Raw genomic sequence first — 15024 nt, 5'->3', positions numbered from 1 at the left:
GCCTTCCTTCCTGAGTATCGGCAGAAAGCATGGAAGCTTTACGTGGAATTTTTTGGCGTCCGAAGCGCATCAGGATTACTTACCGAATGCGTCGCTTGTCGCGATTGCGGTGCTGGAGGCGGGACGGTTTCGGTTCGAGTGGCGGTGTCGTCTGCGCCTCGTCGGGACAAAGGAGAAGCACGTTCGTGCGAGATCGGTGGGACAAAAGTGCTGCGGGAAACTTGAGCGAACCTCGCTACGCGCGCTTCCGGCGGAAGACGCGACCCGCCTGCGCCGACAGCGGCAAGACGCTGCGGCGTTGCGCGCCCGTTGGCGATCCTAAAGAACCGATCTAGGTATGACCGCGCGTCAAGCCGCCTGCAACGCCGCGCTTTGCGCGCGCGCCGCCTTGGCCTTGGTCTTGCCGGCGCGGGACGGCGGCTGGCAGATGCCGCACACCATGCCGTGCGTCGGTTCGTGCGCGTGCGCGACGAACTTGCCGCGGCAGCGCGTGCAGCCCGCGAGGCGCAAGATGCCGGCTTCCTTGAAGCGCACGAACGTCCAGGCGCGCGTCAGATCCATCTGGAGTGCCTCGCCGTTGAGCGTGAAGTGCTCGGCGTACAGCGCGTAGGCGCGGCTCAACAGATCGACGCGATCGAGGTTCGCGCTGTTTTGCTCGAGAAACGCATACACGTTGGCGAACATCGATGCGTGAATGTTCGGCCCCCACGTCAGGTACCAGTCTTCCGAGAACGGAAGCATGCCCTTCGGCGGCGATGCGCCCTTCACTTCCCGATAAAGACGAATCAGACGATCGCGCGAGAGCTTCGGGAATTCCGATTCGAGCACCTGCATGCGCGCGCCCAGTTTGATGAGCGTGATGGCGCGCAGGACCTGCGCGGCTTCCTCGGCGAGGCTCTTCGAAGTCGTGGTCGTGCTCATGGTCAGGCGGCAATGAGGGCTGCGTTGGACAGGGCCGAGACCGGCGCATCTTGGCTGCGGCTCGCGAGGCCGCCGAGCATTTCGTCCGCGCTCATGCGGAAGAAGCACAGCAGTTGCGACGACGATGCCAGCTTGTCCGCCTGCGCCGGCGAGAGATTCAGAAGCGTGTCCGCGATTTCCGCCGACAGGCCCAGATGCGCCTGCGCCGCTTCGCGATCGGACGCCAATACACGCCGCGCGAGCGTCAAGTAGGACAGGTTCAACTCGCGGATGGACGAAAGGTCTGGGCTGGCGTGTGTCATGGCTGGCGTACCGAGGTAACTGTGACCGTGTTTGGCGTCTGGGGCGCCGTGACTCACAGCGCGAAGCAATTGTCTGGCTAATCGCAGCGATCTGCAACAAAAAGTTACAGTGGCAAACGTTCGCCGAGGCGCATTTTTCGATTGCAAACGTTATCTGCTGATGATTTGTGCGACGGGGGATGTGGGTTGGACTGCCCAGGTATTCTTCTATCTGAACAGTGCGCGAGTATTAATTCGAACGAATGCGGTGCCACCAGAACGAAATTTCACTTTTTAGGCGAGCGAGCAGTGCGGCAATAGTTTCCGCGTAACACTTTTACCGCAGCTATTACACGACAGTGTTACCACCGCTTACGTTTTTTGTAACGATGTGCTGGACTTGGATAGCCAGTCGCGGCGCCCGACGCCGTTGCTGACTGACGCGCCGAAACTTGCGCTCGGCCGTTACCGTCCGAACACCGAGAACTTGGCGTTCCGCTCGTCGCATGGCATTGATCCGCCGCGCCACGTAGCGAATTCATCGCGGTGCGACGCTGTTAGGCGGAACAAAGCTTGCTCTGGCGTCAAGAGAAACAGGAGACAACCATGCCGGACCCGCGCGACTGGGCCGAATCGACGGAACAGACGGTGCCATGACTCTTTGCGAACGGCTCTACCTCAGTCCGAAAGGACAACGGAGCGTAGAAACAAGCTCACGCATCCCGATACAACCTATGAACCGAGGCGCGGCGACTAGCCGGCCGGATAAGCATCATGCGCGAGATTCGGATCAAGACTTCGTTGGCATCGGCGGCGCTTCTCGTGCTTGCCGGGTGCGTCGCGGGCGGAATGCCGCCGCCGGGCAGGCATCTGACCGACCTGGAATGCCGTGATCTCGCCGCGCTCCGAGCGAACGCGAGCCCCACTACGATGGCACAGCATCAAGTGGAACTCGGGGCGCTGCGCAAGGCCGGCTACGACCCGTCTCCGTTCTACGACGACCCCTACTACCCGGACGATTTGCAGCAGGCACAACGCCTCGTCGCCTACTGGTTTCAGACGGAATGCCTGCCCGTTCTGGCGCAATGACGACGGCGGCCCGACTTAGCTCTCGCAATTCCATGAAAGCCGATGCCTGCGGAGATTCGAAAGCGCCGCAGCAACTGGAGAACGTATGGCGCAGCAGGACAACGACAATGGCGTAGGCAAGCGCCCCCGCATCGCACTGGCGCTGCAAGGGGGCGGCGCAATCGGCGCGTTCCAGGCGGGCGTGCTCGAGGTTTTGCACGATGCGAACGTCGAGATCGACGCGTGCTGCGGATCGTCGATCGGCGCCATCAACGCCGCGATCTTCTTCGGCAACGCGCCGGAGCATCGCGTTGATCGGCTCAGGCAGTTCTATCATCGCGTGTCGGTTCCCGGCACGACGCTGCGCGACCGCATGGCGTCGTTGATCGGGGGACTCGCATTCGCGAACGACGACTTTCGCCGCATGCTGGCCGAGGCCGATCAAAGCTATGCGATCAGCGCGGGCCTGCCGGGTTTCTTCACACGACGGCTTGCCGTGCCGTGGACCACCGGCAGCGAAGCGCCCGAGCTCGCCAGCATCATGGACATGCGCCCGCTCTATCAGACGCTCGCGAGCCTTTGCGATTTCGACGAACTCAATCGCAGCGCGACGCACGTCAGCGTCATCGCAGCGAATGTCGCGACCGGCGAACCGCATTACTTCGATAATCGCGGCGGCCGTCTCGAAGCACCGATGATCGTCGCGTCGGGATCGCTGCCGCCGTGGTTCGCCGCCGTGCACATCGGCGACGCGTGGTACTGGGACGGCTCGCTGGTCTCGGCCGCGCCGCTGCAGCGTATCGTCGAGACGGCGCCCGCGGACGTCGAGACGATCATCTTGCGTGCCGACCTGTGGACGCCCGAAGGCCAGGTGCCGGACAATCTGACCGACGCCGAGATCCGGCAGAAGAACATCGAGCATGGCAGTCGCGCGGCGGCCTACCATCAGACGTTCGACGAATCGCAGCGCCTGAGAGCGCTTCTCGCTCACGCGCTCGAATGCATTCCGGCAGCGCAACGTCAATCCGATCCGCAACTGATGAATGCCGCGGCGCTTGCTGGCGCGCGGCCGGTCCGCATCGTGCCGGTCGACTACGCGTTTTCCCAGCGCGAATCGCACTTCAAGGACGGACAGTTCACCGCTGCGGCGATCGACACGCACTGGGCTCACGGTCGAGAGGCAGCGCAAGCGGCGCTTGCTCGTATCGATGAGCGTGAGTGAACTCGCCTTATGCGGCACGAACGGTCGTTGAGGGTCGTCTGAACAGCGCCTGCGGGCGGGCTTCTTAACGGCCTACTGCGCGCAATTCACTAAAGACCCGCGAGGGACCGTTCGCGGCCTGCTACCGCGCCTTTATGCGTGCACGCGGAACGGCGGCAGCGGCATCTCGTCGCCCTCGATAAAGGCGGTCGCGCATCGAACGGCGAAATTGATGGCGCCCTCTTCGTTCGCAAACATGCCCAGCTTTCCGAGCGATGTCGCGTGGCCGTCTTCTTCGAGCACTGCCACAGAAGCCACGAAGCCGTTGCCAGCCTGGGTGATTCTCGGCTCGAAGGCCGCGCCGCGGTGATAGATGATCATGGTCGTCTCTCTCAGGTTCGGTTCAGCCAGTCGACGGCTTTCCTCGAAGAAGCCATCGCGTTTCCTGTCTAAACGTTTTGTATTGGAGCTCAGTGGAGCGCCGGCGCACGGCCGGCCGTCCAAGCTTTGTCAAACCGTGAGAAGAATAATGAACCGTCGCGTCGACCGCATCCGATTTAACAAACAGTAACGTATCTGCAATAAGCTCTTAAGATAGATGATTTCGTTAGCGATTCTCGAACGTTCGCCCTTTTTGGTGCACCAAAAGACGAAGCCCCGGCCAACATCCGATGGCCGGAGCTTGCGTTTGCAACGGTACAACAATCAACAACGACTGCTGGAACAACTTCCGCCTTCGGACTGCGCTTGCTATACCGCGCGGGTCCTGCAACCGCTCACGCGACAACCGCTGGTCCGGAAAAGTTAAGGTTGGCCGGCTTGCTCGGTGACGTTCGTTTCGCGATTCATGGCGCTTGATCGCTCGCCATGAGAAGCAGTGTATGCGGCATCGGGCACGAGGTATCCAATGAAAAAACGGTGAAAACGCTGTCTTCCCGGCCGAATGCTTTTTCTGCTGCCGCCGATAAGAACGGCGGTCGACACGCCGACTTGAGCGGCTATCGATCGAGGCGAAAGCAGCGGCAAATACGTCACCGCACGCGCGCGCGCAGTCAGCGATTTTCGCGGCGCCGGCACAAATCTCCGCTCTAATACGGCCCGTCGCGGTCTCGTTAGAAGGTGGACCGTCGATTGCGAAGCTCTAGGGCCGCGACGGCATCGGACACTGCGCGATGCCGTCCGATCCGAGCCGGTCAACCAAGGACAACAGAAGCGATGAACATTGCAACGAAGTGCATAGTAACGACAGCCCTCGCGTGGGGCCTATCCACCGCCGCGCTCGCTCAGGGCAATGCCGGCGGCATACCCGGCGGCAACGGCGCGGGCCGCGGCGGAGTCGGCGTGGGCACGCCGAACGGCAACGGCGAAACCGGCGCGCCTGCCGGTCCGTCCGGGAAACACTCGACGCTTCATTTGAAGCACCATCATCACAAGCACAAGCAGCCGAGCTGATCCGCTGACGGATGTTTGCCGCTTCGCCCACGCGACGCTGGTGTGAAGCGGCACCGTCGGGGGTTGCGTGGCGTTTATGTGCTGCGCTCGTGCCGCCGTGCATGGTCCATGTGTCAGCGAGGCCGGTGGCGCGCATGATCAATACGACGCGATGGTGCTTGCGCTCTCGGTGATGCGCCCGCCGAAGCATGCATCAGTTGGCGAGCCGCCCGCGCTCGACAGACCGCTATCGCTCGCCATCACCCCTTCCCCGCTCGCACGGAACATCGGCTAGCTCACGATCAGCTCTGCAAGAGCCGCTTCCGCTCGGTGAACCGCTTCTACGTTCCTCGCCAGACCACGCACGATCTCTGCTTCTCCAAAAGCGGAGGTGTCTCATGCGCGACATTGTGCTATTCGATCTGGACGGGACCATCGGACTGATTCAACACCGGGTGCACCACATCAGCGGAAAACGGCGCAACTGGCAGGCGTTCTTCGCCGCGTGTGGCGACGATCTCCCGAACGCGCCGGTGATCGAAACGCTGCATACGCACGCGGCCCGGCATCGCATCTGGATCGCGTCGGGCCGCAGCGACGAGGTGCGCGCCGAGACCGAAGCGTGGCTCGATCTGCATGTCGGCATGCATCACATCGACACGCTGCTGATGCGCCGCGCCGGAGACCGGCAGGCCGACGACCGGCTCAAGCGCGGATGGCTGCATAACGGCTCGATCCCGCGCGAGAGGATCTTGTGCGTCTACGATGACCGCCAGCGAGTGGTCGATATGTGGCGATCCGAGGGCCTCGCATGCTTTCAGGTCGCGCCGGGAGACTTCTGATCACAACGACGCTGCCGACGCGCGGGATGTTCTGCCTATGCAGGAGCGTCTCACTCAAGATTCGCCGATAGCTGCCGTATTCCACTTGTCGCTCGGCGTCGGTGCCGGCCCAGACCGAGGATCCGCAGTGCAAAAATCGCTTATTCACCTGCCATCGACGTCGAAGGACCGTGTCGCAGCGGCTGTCACCGCCGCCATCGCGCTCATCGGCGCTTTCATCGTGTGGCCGCACGCGAAGCAGCCCGGCCCGGTCATCGTCCCTTTCCTGCCGATCTTCGCTACGTGGGTCACGCTCACGGAAGGTCTCACTGCGTTTCTGTTGTGGACTCAGTACCGCATTTCCGGGCGCCTTCTCTTCGCGACGCTCAGCGGCGCGTACGCGTTCGTGAGCCTGATTGCGGCCATCCAGTTGCTGGTTTTTCCCGGCGTGTTTTCACCGGGCGGCCTGCTCGGCGCCGGCCCGCAAACCGCCGTCTGGATATGGGTGTTCTGGCATGGCGGATTTCCTGCGCTCGTCACCGTGTCGCTGGTTGCCCGATCCTGGGCTCCGAGCGTGCGCAATCACGCGCCCGGACACGCGGCGCTCTTCGGCGCGCTCTCGCTCGCATCCGGTTGCTCGGCGTTGGCCATCATGGGCAAAGACATTCTTCCGGTCATGGTGGCATCGGGCGGCTCGTATTCGGGCCTGTCGAGCAGTCCGGCTGCGTTGATCGTCGAGGCGACCTGTCTCGCGGCGCTCGGCCTGCACATCTCGACCACGCGGCTGCGCTCGCTAATGGACCTGTGGCTCGCCGTCGCCTTGCTGGCGGCGCTGATCGACGTGACGCTCACGCTGTCCGCGGGCGCCCGCTACAGCGTCGGCTGGTATGCCGCGCGGGTCGCCTCGATGCTGTCGTCGAGCGCGGTTCTCGGCATGCTGATCTACGAGACGAGCGGACTGTATCGCAAGCTCACCGACGCGCATGTGAAGCTGCTCGAGAGTTCGGCGCGCGATGGACTGACGGGCGTCTTCAACCGCGCCTATTTCGACGAGCGATACGGCCACGAGCACACGCTCGCCGCCTCCTCCGGCTATTCGCTTTGCGTGCTGCTGATCGACGTGGACAACTTCAAGGCGTACAACGACACCTTCGGCCACCTGGCCGGCGACGATTGCTTGAGAAAGGTCGCGCAGGCGCTGACCGGGACGCTGACGCGAAAGGGCGACTTCGTCGCGCGGTACGGCGGCGAAGAATTCGTTGTCGTGCTTCCGGCGTGTGACGCGCTAGCGGGTCTCGCGGTGGCCGAGAAGCTGCGCGCAGCCGTCGAGAAGGCGGCGTTGCCCGCGCCGAGGTCCGGCGCTGTCGTCACCATCTCCGTCGGCCATGCTTGCCGGGACGCCGCCTCGCGGCAGACGGCGAAGGCGCTGCTCGAATCCGCTGACGCGGCACTGTACGCGGCCAAGGCAGGCGGCAGGAATCGCGTCGCCAGCGCGCGCCTCGACAAGCCGAGTGGCGGTCTTGTTCGACAGACATCGGCGTCCTGAGCGGGAAGCGCGTTCTGTCGATTTCTGAGGAACCGTCGCCATCCGTCGAGTCATCGAACGACACGGCGGGCATCACCCGTCCACGAGCCGCTCCCGCGCTGCGAGATCTTCCGGCGCGACGGATACGCTTCCTAACCAGCCTGCTGCCCAATCTCGGCGCGGCATCTTCGTCAATGCTCCCGCGCCCTTCAACACTCGCAGTCCCTCTCCGGCGCGACGACGCGTCCCGCTAACCCGCAGTGACAGCACTCTCGATCGCGAGATTGAGTTGCGCCACGTCCACCGGCTTCGTGAAGTGATAGTCGAATCCGGCGTCTGCGGTGCGCGCGCGGTCCTGAGGCTGCCCCCAGCCGGTGATGGCGATGAGCGTGACATTCGCGGTCGACGGTCTCGACCTGATGCGGTGCGCGACCTCGATGCCGCTCATGCCCGGCAAGCCGAGGTCGAGCAAGATCACTTCGGGCGTGTAGTGGCTCAGTATGTCGACCGCCTCCTCGCCCGAGTAGACCGTGCGCACTTCGTGTCCTTCGAGTTCGAGAAGCGCGGTGAGCGCGTCGGCCGCATCGACGTTGTCATCCACGACGAGGATGCGATGCTTCTCCATCTCCGCCGGAACGGCGGGCATGTCGCGCGCGGGAGCGGGCGGCGGCACCACGCGGCACTGCGCCGGAAGATGCACGGAGAAGCAGCTTCCCTGGTCCTTTCCGGCGCTCGATGCGGTCAGCCGGCCGCCATGCAGCTCGATCAGCGACTTCGACAGCGCGAGTCCGATGCCGAGCCCGCCCTGTCGATGATGATCGCGATGCACTTGCGAGAACATCGAGAAGATGGCCGACAGCTTGTCGGGATCGATACCGATGCCGTTATCCGCGACCGACACCACGATCTCGGCGTCGTCTGCCTTCGCCGTCAGTTCGATGCGACCGCCGGACGGCGTGTATTTCGCGGCGTTCGTCAACAGATTCGCCAAAACTTGCGCGATCCGCAGGCGGTCCGCCTCGATGTGCAACGGCCGCGTGGGCAGCTTCACGATGAGGTCGTGCCCCTTGCCCTCCAGCATAGGCCGCGCGGTCTCCACCGCGTCCTCGACGACATCGCGCAACGCCACAGGCTCCTTGCGAAGCGTCAGCGCGCCGCGCGTGATGCGCGACACGTCGAGCAGGTCGTCCAGCAAGAGCGCCATCGCGGCCGACTGTCGGCGCAGCACCGTGATGCACCACTTGCGGCGCTCGTCGGTCAGGTGAGGCTGTTCCAGAATCTCCGCGACCTGCCGGATCGGGGCGAGCGGGTTGCGCAACTCGTGCGCAAGGGTCGCGAGGAATTCGTCCTTGCGCCGGTCTGCTTCGGAAAGCGCCTGCTCGGCGCGCACGCGCGGCGTCACGTCGCCGAACCAGGCGACCACCGAACCGTTCAGCGACGCAGCGACGACATGGAACCATTGCTCGCCGTGCTCTCCCTGAACGCTTATGTCGAACGCATCGCGGCCTTCGCCTTCCGCCAGCGGCGCGAGCCGCTCCAGGAGCACGTCGGCGTCCCAGCCGTGCGGGCGCACATACGTGGTCGAGCTGCCGATGACCACCGCCGTCGCCCGATTGAACAGGTGCGCGGCGGCATCGTTGAGATAGTCCCACCGAAGCTCGGTCACGCGGCCGCTGCGCACCACCGGCGTGAGGATGAAGAACGGCACGCCCGCGCTGTTCAGCGCCACGTCGAACCGGTGCCGCGCCTCGCGCTCGAGTTGCAACAGGCGCTCGGCCGTCTCCTGCGAAGCGGCTTCGGCCCTGCCGGCCCGTCTTGCAACCTTGGCTAGCTGCTGGCCCGCCGCCACGAGAAGCGCGCCGACTACGACAAACGCCAGCAATACGACTCGGTCGCCGTGCCCCTCGACGGTCAGACTGCCGACAGGCGGCATCCACAATGCGCCGTACACGAAGCCGACTGCCAGAAGGAGCACGCCCGACCAGCCGCCGAACAGCACCGTGATCAGGGGAAGCGATGCGCTGACGAGAAGAAACGTCAGCCGCCCGTGGGCCACCACGGTCAGGACCTGCTGCGCCACGAGAATGGCGGCGGTGGACGCGACTCCGAACACCAGGCGCTTGCCCGGCGGGTATTGAGCGATTCGAACAATCATGGTCGCAAACTCGTCTGATTGATTACGCCTTTCGCCTGCATTATGCATTCCTCCTATGGTTTGCGAATGCGAATCTTTCCGCCTGGCGCAGCGGTCACGCATGCGCGACATTCGTGCCCAACACGCGCGTACGCGGTTTGCTGACGTCCGTTCACCGACTCATCCGACCCATCCGCTCACGAGGAGTGCACATGAAATTGCAAGGGAAAACGGCGCTGGTTACAGGAAGCGACTCCGGCATCGGTCAGGCCATCGCGACGCTGTTCGCGGAGCAAGGCGCGGACGTCGCGGTGATCTATCACACTGACCGCGCGGGCGCCGAGCAGACGGCAGCCAAAATCGCCTCCTTCGGCCGGCGCGCGGTCGTGCTGCAAGGCGACGTGGGCGACCCCGCGTCGGTCAAGCGCATCTTCGGCGAAGTCACCGCGCAGTTGGGACGCCTCGACATTCTGGTGAACAACGCAGGCGTGGGCGCGGGCGGCGCCGAAGTGGCCGAGCTCGACGACGCCCAATTGGAAACCGTCATCCGGACCGATCTCTTCGGGCCGCTCTACTGCTGCCGCGAGTTCGTGAAGCTGCGGCGCGAGGCGGGCGGCGGCGGGCGCATCGTCACGATTTCGTCGGTCGCGCAGCATTTGCCGACGCCGGAAAGCGTGCCGTACGGCATGGCCAAGGCCGCGCTCGGCTCGCTCACGCGCAGCCTGTCGCGCGAAGTCGCCAACGACAAGATCAACGTGAACAACATCGCGCCCGGGCTCATTCAAACGCCGATGACGCAAGAGCGCCTCGACGACCCCGACGCTCGCGAGAAGTCGATGTCGGTGATTCCGTGGCATCGTCCGGGGCAACCGGAGGAGATCGCGCGTCTCGCGCTCTTTCTGGCCTCCGACGACGGCGATTACGTGACCGGACAGACGTGGACCATCGACGGCGGTTTGTCGATGCAATGGGGCGGCGCATGAAGAAGGAGGACGTGATCGCGCTATTCGGGAAGCTCAGGGACGACACCGACGCCTTCTTCGCGCACGTCGCCGATGACGTTGACTGGACCGTGATGGGCACGCATCCGCTCGCCGGGCGCTATCGCGGCAAGGAGGCGTTTCTCGAACATACGTTCGCGCGCCTCGCGAAGGCGCTGCCCGACGGCGCGAAGCTGACCGTCACGCACGCGCTCGTCGACGGCGACACGGCGGCGGTCGAGTTGCATTCGGACGTGCGCGCGGCGAATGGCATGCACTTCGACAATCGCTACTGCTGGGTGTGCCGTTTCGAGGAAGGCTCGATCGTCGAGGTGCGCGCGTATCTCGACAGCGCGATGGTGACCGAACTGCTGCTGCAGAATCCGGCCTGAGCGATGCCCTGCGCGGCTTTACGCGTCGACGGTCTCGCGTTCGTGGACCGGCGCGGCGCGACGCGCATCGCCGGACCAGCACGCCGTTTTCACTCCGATTTCTTCCGATACAAATGCGCCGCCGCCCGTCGCGCGATAGTGCGCGAGCGCCTTATAGACGAGCGCTTGCCCGAGCAGAACGATCGGCACATTGAGCAGCACCATCACGATGTTCATCAGGTCCGAGAGCGCCCAGAGGTTCGGCAGTTCGAGCCCGGCCAGCACGGTCAACGCGCCGAACGGCACGAACACCAGCGAGCCGACCACGCGAATGCCGGTAATGAAGGCGCGGCGGCGCGAGATGAAGTTCGCCGAGATCTCGGCGAACGAGATCATGCCGAGCAGCGTGGTAAAAGCGAAAAGCCCGTAGCACACGCACATGACGATCTTGATCGCGTGCGCGGCCCAGAGCGGCACGAGCGCCTGCACCGAAGCGAGATAGACCGTGATCTTCGAGGCGCGCACGGCTTCCCATGCCTGCCCGTCGACGGTTCCGGTCCACACGTGCGCCATCACGACGATAAAGCCGGTCATCGTGCAGATCACCATCGTGTCGAAGAACACGCCGAGGCTTTGCACGAAGCCTTGTTCGCACGGATGCGCGTTGTCGGCGATGGCCGCCGCCATCGTGATGGTGCCCTGCCCCGCCTCGTTCGACATGAGGCCGCGCTTCACGCCCTGCGCGAGCGCCGTGCCGATCGCGCCGCCGAAGAGCGCATGTGGCGCGAACGCGCCGACGACGACCTCGCGAAAGAAGTAAGGCACGAGCGGCAGATTGATCAGGATGATGACGAGCGACATCGCGCAGAAGAGCGCGGCCTTGATCGGCACCAGCACGTCCGTGTAAGCCGTGACGCGCCTGATACCGCCCATGATGATGAACGCGCACGCGATCACGAGCGTCGCCGCGATGCCGTAGTAGGCCGTGGATTGCCGCGCGAGGTGCTCGCCGGAGACCGTATCGGCAATGGTGCCCATCGCGGTGAAGACGTTGAACGTTTGCGGCGGCACGTTGAATAATGCATAGACGATGAACACGAGCGACAGGAACGTGCCCACGACGCGCCGTCCGCCGAGCACGCGCCGCCCGTAGAACGGCAAGCCGCCGACGAACTCGTCGCCGTTCTTCTCCTTGAACAACTGGGCGAGCACGGATTCCATGAAGGCCGTCGCCATGCCGAAGAAGGCGGCGACCCACATCCAGAACAACGCGCCAGGACCGCCGACCGAAATGGCGCCCGTAATGCCGACGATGTTGCCCGGCCCGGCGCGCATCGCCAGTCCGAGCATGAATGAAGCCATCGCGCTGACGCCCGTTCTCGACGACTGCCTGCGCTGCATGATGCGCACGATCTTGCGCATGTTCATCGTCTGGACGAAGCGCGTGCGGATGCTGAAGTGGATGCCTACGCCGACCAGCAGCAGAATCGCGAACGGAAACCGGCCGAGCACGGGAATGCGCGAATAGGCCGCGAAGTTGGTCGGAAAATCCCAAAGAAAATCGGAAATGGGCGCGATGAACGCAAAGAACGCGTTGACGGATTGGAAAAGGTCTTCCACGCGGGCTTTCCTTCTTGTTTCTGATGCTTCGAGCTGTTTAAGGCGGAAGTTCGATTGAGTGAACCGGATTCGCTGGGATCAGGCGCTGTGGCCGGCGCGCGCGCCGGCATCCGCCGTTTTAGCGGGCGGCCATTATACGGTGCCGGCTCGCCGCGCTTTGCGCCAAGCGCGGCCAAGACTGTGCGCCCCGCCTGCGCGGCGCGGCGATGGCGGCTTCGAGTTCTTGCGCGTGTCGAGTCGGTGGTACGCGTCGGAGTGCGCGCCTCGCGCCAGCCCACCTGCGGTGGGATTCGCCGCCGTTTCGGCCGGCGCGAGAAGCATTCAGGAATCCTTCGATACCGCCTGCAGGAAATCGAAGTCACAGCCCGCATCGGCCTGCAGCACGTGCTCCTGATACAGCTTCTGATAACCGCGCAGCACGCGCTTCGGCGGCTTGACATCGGCTGCGCGGCGCGCGAGTTCGGCTTCATCGACGAGCAGGTCGATACGCCGATCGCGCACGGAAAGCCGAATGCGGTCGCCGTTGCGCACGAGCCCGATGGGCCCCGCGAGCGCGGCTTCCGGCGTGACGTGCAGCACGATGGTTCCATACGCCGTGCCGCTCATCCGCGCATCCGAAATGCGCAGCATGTCCTTCACGCCCTTCTGCGCGAGCTTCTTCGGAATCGGCAGATAGCCCGCTTCGGGCATGCCCGTGCCGCTCGCCGGACCGGCGTTTTGCAGCACGAGAATGTCGTCGGCCTCGACATCGAGCGCGGGATCGTCGATGCGCGCGGCCAGGTCTTCCAGCGATTCGAAGACCACGGCGCGACCCTCTTTCTCGAAGAGCGACTTGTCGGCGGCGGATCGCTTGAGAATCGCGCCGCGCGGCGCAAGCGAGCCGAACAACGCGACGAGCCCGCCTTGCGGTTCGACCGGGTCCGACAGCTCGCGCACGATGCGATGATCGACCCACGCCTCGCGCTCCGCCGCGATGCGTTCGCCGAGCGTTTCGCCGGTGACGGTCATCGCATCGAGGTGCAGCTTCGGCGCGAGTTCGCGCAGCACCGCCGTCATGCCGCCGGCGGCGAAGAAGTCTTCCATGTAGTGCTCGCCGGTCGGCTTCAGATTGACGAGCACCGGCGTGTCGTCGGAGAGCACGTTCAGCCGTTCGAGCGACACCGGAATGCCGAGCCGCCCCGCGACGGCGGTCAAGTGGATGATCGCGTTGGTTGACCCGCCGATGGCCAGCAGCACGCGCAGCGCGTTCTCGACGGACTTCTCCGTGATGATCTGGCTCGGGCGCAGCGGCGCGCGAATCAACTGCACGGCGCGCGCGCCGCTCGCTTCGGCGGCGCGAATGCGGTCGGCATGGACTGCGGGAATCGCGGCGGTGCCCGGGAGCGACATGCCGAGCGTCTCCGCGATGCACGCCATGGTGCTCGCCGTGCCCATCACCGCACAGGTGCCGGCGGTGGTCGCGAGCCGCCCTTCGATCTGGTCGATCTCCTGCTCGCCGATTTCGCCCGCGCGGAACTTGCCCCAGAAACGGCGGCAGTCGGTGCACGCGCCGAGGCGCTCGCCTTGATGACGGCCCGTCATCATCGGTCCGACGACGAGTTGCACGGCCGGGATATCGGCGGCGGCGGCGCCCATCAGTTGCGCGGGCACGGTCTTGTCGCAGCCGCCGATCAGTACCACGGAGTCCATCGGCTGCGCGCGCAGCATTTCCTCGACGTCCATGCTCATGAGGTTGCGGAACATCATCGACGTCGGATTGAGGAAGACTTCGCCGAGCGAGATGGTCGGAAAGTCGATGGGCAGGCCGCCCGCTGCGAGCACGCCGCGCTTGACTGCTTCGACGAGCTCCGGCATGCCGCGATGGCAATTGTTGAAGCCCGAGCCGCTCGATGCGATGCCGACGATCGGCTTGGTCAGCATGTCGGAGGTGTAGCCCATCGAGCGGGCGAACGAGCGGCGCAGGTAGAGGGCGAAGCCGCGGTCACCGTAGTTGGTCAGGCCTTTGGACAGGCCTTCAGTCTTTTTTTCCGGCATTTGGTTGGGTGTCTCCGGGTTCTTTTGCTTGTCTGCTGCTGGGCGGTTGTATTGTCATTCTATGGAACTTGTATTCGTGTCGGTGTATTAGCGTTGCCCCTCCCCGGGGCGGGGGTCACTTTCTTTGCCGCTATGTCTCCGGTCTATACACCGCTGCAAAGAAAGTAACCAAAGAAAGCAGCTTTTTTTTGGCCCGCAGCACTCGTGGAGGGGCCACTCCGCAGTTAGTCCGTGGCACTCAGCTAATAAACAGCCCTGGAGCACCTTCCACGCCCACTATCACCACGTCCTCCGAGCCCCTTGGCTCGATAAAACCGTCGGGAATAGCACTCATGTCATGGTTGCCGCGGCCCCATGATTTTGGCGTTCATCCAAAGCTTCAAGAAGAGCGTCAGCGAACGCAAAGCGGCGACGCTCATCAACTCGAACACCGCGCCATCAAGAACCGTCGTCGATCGATGCGCTGTCCTCCACTCAACGAAACCAGCCGCGCCCCTCTCATCGATGTGGTAGCCTTCGCCGACCATCGAACGAAATGCTCTGAGGCGGCCGCCTGCCGCAGCCACGCCCGCGCGAACCGCGCCGCCGCCTCCGCCATCCGCCTGCCGCGTTGCGACGACCTCCCGGCCTGCTTCTT

General features: G+C 64.2%; 14 protein-coding genes. 7 read left to right on the top strand and 7 right to left on the bottom strand.

What is annotated here, in order from left to right:
• Positions 1 to 348 precede the first annotated feature (348 nt).
• Together flhC and LDZ24_RS23930 are read right to left on the bottom strand one after the other, a co-directional pair.
• Positions 349 to 921: a flagellar transcriptional regulator FlhC gene (flhC, locus tag LDZ24_RS23935; protein WP_248323685.1), complete on the bottom strand. Its 573-nt coding sequence runs from the start codon at positions 919 to 921 to the stop codon at positions 349 to 351.
• A gap of 2 nt (positions 922 to 923) precedes the next feature.
• On the bottom strand, positions 924 to 1223 hold the full coding sequence (locus LDZ24_RS23930) for a flagellar transcriptional regulator FlhD (protein ID WP_248323684.1): 300 nt from the start codon (positions 1221 to 1223) through the stop codon (positions 924 to 926).
• A gap of 753 nt (positions 1224 to 1976) precedes the next feature.
• Between LDZ24_RS23930 and LDZ24_RS23925 the strand changes: the two genes are divergently transcribed.
• Positions 1977 to 2291 carry a DUF4148 domain-containing protein gene (locus LDZ24_RS23925; protein WP_248323683.1) on the top strand — a complete coding sequence of 105 codons (315 nt, stop codon included), beginning with the start codon at positions 1977 to 1979 and terminating at the stop codon, positions 2289 to 2291.
• A gap of 85 nt (positions 2292 to 2376) precedes the next feature.
• Positions 2377 to 3492, top strand: coding sequence for a patatin-like phospholipase family protein (locus LDZ24_RS23920; protein ID WP_248323682.1), 1116 nt, complete (start codon positions 2377 to 2379; stop codon positions 3490 to 3492).
• Positions 3493 to 3624: 132 nt separating this feature from the next.
• On the opposite strand, the gene LDZ24_RS23915 is transcribed toward LDZ24_RS23920, so the two are convergent.
• The gene (locus LDZ24_RS23915; RefSeq protein WP_248323681.1) at positions 3625 to 3852 is read right to left on the bottom strand and encodes a hypothetical protein; all 228 of its coding nucleotides are present in this window, start codon (positions 3850 to 3852) and stop codon (positions 3625 to 3627) included.
• 834 nt (positions 3853 to 4686) lie between these two features.
• On the opposite strand from LDZ24_RS23915, the gene LDZ24_RS23910 reads away from it, so the two are divergent.
• The 3 genes from LDZ24_RS23910 to LDZ24_RS23900 all read left to right on the top strand — a co-directional run bounded on the left by LDZ24_RS23910 (position 4687) and on the right by LDZ24_RS23900 (position 7269).
• On the top strand, positions 4687 to 4923 hold the full coding sequence (locus tag LDZ24_RS23910; protein WP_248323680.1) for a hypothetical protein: 237 nt from the start codon (positions 4687 to 4689) through the stop codon (positions 4921 to 4923).
• Between the two features lie 377 nt (positions 4924 to 5300).
• A complete protein-coding gene (locus LDZ24_RS23905) occupies positions 5301 to 5744 on the top strand; it encodes a hypothetical protein (RefSeq protein WP_248323679.1) in 444 nt (147 codons plus the stop codon).
• 127 nt (positions 5745 to 5871) lie between these two features.
• Positions 5872 to 7269, top strand: coding sequence for a sensor domain-containing diguanylate cyclase (locus tag LDZ24_RS23900; protein ID WP_248323678.1), 1398 nt, complete (start codon positions 5872 to 5874; stop codon positions 7267 to 7269).
• Positions 7270 to 7498: 229 nt separating this feature from the next.
• Here LDZ24_RS23900 and LDZ24_RS23895 read toward each other — a convergent pair whose 3' ends face one another.
• Positions 7499 to 9403 (bottom strand): ATP-binding protein, encoded by a 1905-nt coding sequence (locus tag LDZ24_RS23895; RefSeq protein WP_248323677.1) that lies wholly within the window; start codon positions 9401 to 9403, stop codon positions 7499 to 7501.
• Positions 9404 to 9594: 191 nt separating this feature from the next.
• Between LDZ24_RS23895 and LDZ24_RS23890 the strand changes: the two genes are divergently transcribed.
• Positions 9595 to 10365 carry an SDR family NAD(P)-dependent oxidoreductase gene (locus LDZ24_RS23890; RefSeq protein WP_248323676.1) on the top strand — a complete coding sequence of 257 codons (771 nt, stop codon included), beginning with the start codon at positions 9595 to 9597 and terminating at the stop codon, positions 10363 to 10365.
• Positions 10362 to 10754 (top strand): nuclear transport factor 2 family protein, encoded by a 393-nt coding sequence (locus LDZ24_RS23885; protein WP_248323675.1) that lies wholly within the window; start codon positions 10362 to 10364, stop codon positions 10752 to 10754. The genes LDZ24_RS23890 and LDZ24_RS23885 overlap by 4 nt, the downstream gene beginning before the upstream one ends.
• A gap of 18 nt (positions 10755 to 10772) precedes the next feature.
• On the opposite strand, the gene LDZ24_RS23880 is transcribed toward LDZ24_RS23885, so the two are convergent.
• The 3 genes from LDZ24_RS23880 to LDZ24_RS23870 all read right to left on the bottom strand — a co-directional run bounded on the left by LDZ24_RS23880 (position 10773) and on the right by LDZ24_RS23870 (position 14914).
• On the bottom strand, positions 10773 to 12353 hold the full coding sequence (locus LDZ24_RS23880; protein WP_248323674.1) for a sodium:alanine symporter family protein: 1581 nt from the start codon (positions 12351 to 12353) through the stop codon (positions 10773 to 10775).
• A gap of 321 nt (positions 12354 to 12674) precedes the next feature.
• On the bottom strand, positions 12675 to 14387 hold the full coding sequence (locus LDZ24_RS23875) for an IlvD/Edd family dehydratase (RefSeq protein WP_248323673.1): 1713 nt from the start codon (positions 14385 to 14387) through the stop codon (positions 12675 to 12677).
• Between the two features lie 335 nt (positions 14388 to 14722).
• Complete coding sequence (locus LDZ24_RS23870) at positions 14723 to 14914, bottom strand: hypothetical protein (protein WP_248323672.1); 192 nt, start codon at positions 14912 to 14914, stop codon at positions 14723 to 14725.
• Positions 14915 to 15024 lie beyond the last annotated feature (110 nt).

The sequence above is a fragment of the Caballeronia sp. Sq4a genome (assembly GCF_023170545.1).
In the GTDB taxonomy this organism is placed as follows: domain Bacteria; phylum Pseudomonadota; class Gammaproteobacteria; order Burkholderiales; family Burkholderiaceae; genus Caballeronia.
This window is presented reverse-complemented; position numbering and strand designations above follow the sequence as displayed.

What these genes read in the sequence shown, in the direction of transcription:
- LDZ24_RS23875 (WP_248323673.1), bottom strand. Translation starts at nt 14,387, where the DNA reads ATGCCGGAAAAAAAGACTGAAGGCCTGTCCAAAGGCCTGACCAACTAC.
- LDZ24_RS23915 (WP_248323681.1), bottom strand. Translation starts at nt 3,852, where the DNA reads ATGATCATCTATCACCGCGGCGCGGCCTTCGAGCCGAGAATCACCCAG.
- LDZ24_RS23910 (WP_248323680.1), top strand. Translation starts at nt 4,687, where the DNA reads ATGAACATTGCAACGAAGTGCATAGTAACGACAGCCCTCGCGTGGGGC.
- LDZ24_RS23890 (WP_248323676.1), top strand. Translation starts at nt 9,595, where the DNA reads ATGAAATTGCAAGGGAAAACGGCGCTGGTTACAGGAAGCGACTCCGGC.
- LDZ24_RS23905 (WP_248323679.1), top strand. Translation starts at nt 5,301, where the DNA reads ATGCGCGACATTGTGCTATTCGATCTGGACGGGACCATCGGACTGATT.
- LDZ24_RS23895 (WP_248323677.1), bottom strand. Translation starts at nt 9,403, where the DNA reads ATGATTGTTCGAATCGCTCAATACCCGCCGGGCAAGCGCCTGGTGTTC.
- LDZ24_RS23885 (WP_248323675.1), top strand. Translation starts at nt 10,362, where the DNA reads ATGAAGAAGGAGGACGTGATCGCGCTATTCGGGAAGCTCAGGGACGAC.
- LDZ24_RS23870 (WP_248323672.1), bottom strand. Translation starts at nt 14,914, where the DNA reads ATGGTCGGCGAAGGCTACCACATCGATGAGAGGGGCGCGGCTGGTTTC.
- LDZ24_RS23920 (WP_248323682.1), top strand. Translation starts at nt 2,377, where the DNA reads ATGGCGCAGCAGGACAACGACAATGGCGTAGGCAAGCGCCCCCGCATC.
- LDZ24_RS23925 (WP_248323683.1), top strand. Translation starts at nt 1,977, where the DNA reads ATGCGCGAGATTCGGATCAAGACTTCGTTGGCATCGGCGGCGCTTCTC.
- flhC (WP_248323685.1), bottom strand. Translation starts at nt 921, where the DNA reads ATGAGCACGACCACGACTTCGAAGAGCCTCGCCGAGGAAGCCGCGCAG.
- LDZ24_RS23930 (WP_248323684.1), bottom strand. Translation starts at nt 1,223, where the DNA reads ATGACACACGCCAGCCCAGACCTTTCGTCCATCCGCGAGTTGAACCTG.